General features: G+C 67.7%; 3 protein-coding genes. 2 read left to right on the top strand and 1 reads right to left on the bottom strand.

Annotated features, from left to right (window positions below; all coding sequences use genetic code 11):
* Positions 1-401, bottom strand: a 401-nt coding sequence (locus K789_RS0108385; protein WP_029704770.1) for a GNAT family N-acetyltransferase, incomplete at its 3' end; no start/stop codon positions are given.
* Between the two features lie 173 nt (positions 402-574).
* Between K789_RS0108385 and K789_RS0108390 the strand changes: the two genes are divergently transcribed.
* Both K789_RS0108390 and K789_RS0108395 read left to right on the top strand, forming a co-directional pair.
* Positions 575-1,126, top strand: a complete 552-nt coding sequence (locus K789_RS0108390) for an adenine phosphoribosyltransferase (RefSeq protein ID WP_024366367.1) — start codon at positions 575-577, stop codon at positions 1,124-1,126.
* Between the two features lie 172 nt (positions 1,127-1,298).
* Positions 1,299-3,280: HelD family protein (locus tag K789_RS0108395; protein WP_024366368.1), on the top strand; the 1,982-nt coding region annotated here is incomplete at its 3' end.

Genomic DNA, 3,280 nt, shown 5'->3' on the forward strand with positions numbered 1-3,280 from the left:
CGGGTGTCGCAGCGGAACGCCACCCGGTGGACTGCCAGGACGTCAAAGGCGTGGGCCAGGAGCATATGCTTGCTGGCAGGATTGACGTGGCTGCCCCAGAACTGCCGCCCGAAGAACGTCCCCCCGATTTCGAGGCGCTGTTGGGTCGGGACGAAGTCACGAAGGGACGTGGTGCCCAGGAGGGCGCCGGTCCGGCCGTCCGTCACAGCGAAAGCGATGGTGGCGGGATCATCCAGCCGGGACTGGAACAGTCCTGCCAGCTCGCCGCACGTCCCGGGCAGCGGGGCCGCCATGCCCGCCCACATGCCAGGATCCACAAAATCAAAGAGACCTTCCGCGTGGTCCGGGGCGAGCGGAATCAGGTGAACCCCGTGGCCGGAGAGGACGATGTCGTGTCGCATTGGAGCATTCAATCACCGCCGGGGTGGACGGAACGGTCGAATCCGGCGCCGCTGAAATGAACATTTGCTGACCGCCAGGTTGCCGGGGATCAAGCGGACGTGCCGGACGCTGCAGGACCAGCCAGTAAGGTTGATGGGTGAATCCCAGCGAGCCCCAGCAGACCACCATGACCATGAATGAGACCACCGCGGATGATGCCACCGCGCCGGTGGCCGGGCTGATCAGCAGCCTGTGCGCCACCATCCCCGACTACCCCAAGCCCGGCATCGTCTTCAAGGACCTGACCCCCGTCTTCGCCGACGGCGCGGCACTGAAGGCTGTCGTGAACGCCCTCGTGGAGCTGTTCCAGGGCCAGTTCGACGCCGTGGCCGGGGTGGAAGCCCGCGGCTTCCTGCTCGCTGCCGCTGCGGCCTACGCCACCGGCACCGGCGTCATCACGGTCCGCAAGGCCGGCAAGCTGCCGCGTGAAGTGGTCTCCGAGGACTACGCCCTCGAATATGGCAACGCCACCCTGGAACTGCACACCACCGACCTCGCACCGGGCAGCCGTGTCCTGATCCTCGATGACGTCCTTGCCACGGGCGGCACGCTCGGCGCTGCCGTGCGGCTGTTCGAACGCTGCGGCGTGGAGGTCGCCGGTGTGGGCGTGGTTATGGAACTTGCCGAACTCGGTGGCCGGTCGGCCCTCGGTGGCCACCGGGTCAGCTCACTGCTGCGCCTGTAACCCGGTTCCTGCCGCGTTCCCTGCCGCGCCAGCAGGTCGCGGCGTGCCCGGCTAAGCAACGGACGATTGCGCTTTGCTGGGTAGAATGCCTGCAAAAACTGACATGTGCCGGTGGGGAGACCGAAATGGTTGTAGAATGGTTGGTCTGTCTTTTTCGATAGGGGAACGTTCGATGCACGACGCTGATTTGGCCCATGAACGCGACTATGTGGCCGGACTTTACGCCCGGCTGGATGAGCTGCGGGCGGAAAAGCGCGCCCAGCTGGCGCAGGTACGGCGCGCCGGTGCGGTGGGCACCATGCAGAACGTCTCCGAGCGGGACGCGTTCGCGGCACTGTACGAGGACCGCCTCGCCCAGCTCGACGCCGTCGACGACCGGCTGGTGTTCGGCCGCCTCGACCTCGACTCCGGGGAGGCCCAGTACATTGGCCGCATCGGACTGACCACTGAGGACCTCCAGCGCCTCATGCTGGACTGGCGCGCGCCGGAAGCCGGCCACTTCTACCAGGCCACAGCGTTCGACCGGCAGGGTGTGCGCCGCAGGCGCCACCTCATCCTGCAGGGCCGAGAGGTGAAAGCGATCGAGGATGACGTCCTCGACGCCGACCTGCTCGCCGACAACGACTCCCTCCAGGGTGAGGGCGCGCTGCTGGCAGCCCTGAATTCCAAGCGGACCGGACGGATGTCAGACATTGTCGGGACCATCCAGTCCGAGCAGGACCGGATCATCCGCTCCTCGATCTCCGGCGCCCTCGTGGTCCAGGGTGGTCCCGGCACCGGCAAGACCGCCGTCGCGCTGCACCGCGCCGCCTACCTGCTCTACACCCACCGGGACCGGCTCAAGACCGCCGGCGTCCTGCTCGTGGGACCGTCGTCGTCGTTTATGAAGTACATCGAGCGCGTACTGCCGTCGCTCGGTGAAACCGGCGTTGTGATGGCGAGCGTTGGCCGCCTGATGCCCGGTATCCATGCGGTCGCCGAGCCCGAGTCCGAGGTCGCGGCCATCAAGGGCCGGCTGGACATGGCCGAGGTCGTGGCGAACGCCGTGGCCAACCGGCAGCGCATACCGGCCGAAAACCGTGTCCTCGAAGTCGACGGGCGCAAACTTCTGCTGACTCCCCGGCAGGTCCGCCGCGCCAGGGACAGGGCCCGTTCCACCGGCAAGCCGCACAACGAGGCCCGCGTCTCGTTCGTGAAGATCCTGCTGCGCGAACTGACCGAGCAGATGACCGAACTTGTCGAAGCCGGCAGCATCGGCAACAACGCTGACCGCTCGTACCTGGCCGAGGATGTCCGCTCCGCCCGGGACGTCCGCATCGCCCTGAACCTTTGCTGGATGCCGATGACGCCGGAGAAGCTCATCGGTGAACTCCTGAGCAAGCCCGCGATCCTGGAAGCCTGCACACCGAATCTCAGCCCGGCCGAGCGTCAACTGCTGCTCCGGCCCGCCGATGCTCCCTGGACCGAAGCCGACGTGCCGCTGCTCGACGAGGCCGCCGAGCTCCTCGGCGAACTCGACGCCGCCGCCGGCAGGGGACTGGCCCAACAGGAAAACGACCGCGCCCGCGACCTCGCCAATGCCAAACAGACACTCGTCAACATGGAAACCGCCGGCGTGGACGTCCTGATCTCCGCGGAGGAGCTCGTGGACCAGAACCAGGAACGCGAAGCCCGGCTCACCGCAGCCGAGCGTGCCACAACGGACCGCAGCTGGGCGTTCGGCCACATCGTGGTGGACGAGGCGCAGGAGTTGTCGCCGATGCAGTGGCGCCTGCTGGTCCGGCGCTGCCCGCTGAAGTCCTTCACCATCGTGGGCGACATCGCCCAGACAAGCTCCGTGGCCGGCGCCAATTCCTGGCAGGGTGCGCTGGCGCCCATGTTCGGGGACCGCTGGCAGCTCGAGGAACTCACGGTCAACTACCGCACGCCCTCGCAGATCGCCGAGGCGGCCGCCCGGATGGCCAACGCAGCGGGGCTTGTCGTCTCCGCGCCGAAGGCTGTCCGCGAAGGCCGCTGGGCGCCGGTGATCGACCGCGTCGCGCCCGGCCAGATCATCAGCAAGCTCGTGGAGGTCCTGCCGCAGGAACTTGGGGCGCTGGAGGGAGGCCTGCTGGCGGTCATTGCCGACGGCGACCTCCTCCCGGCGGCCACTGC

The sequence above is a fragment of the Arthrobacter sp. TB 26 genome (genome assembly GCF_000427315.1).
In the GTDB taxonomy this organism is placed as follows: Bacteria; Actinomycetota; Actinomycetes; order Actinomycetales; family Micrococcaceae; genus Arthrobacter.

Excerpts from the sequence above, each read along its gene's own strand:
- K789_RS0108390 (WP_024366367.1), top strand. The coding sequence starts at position 575 with ATGAATGAGACCACCGCGGATGATGCCACCGCGCCGGTGGCCGGGCTG.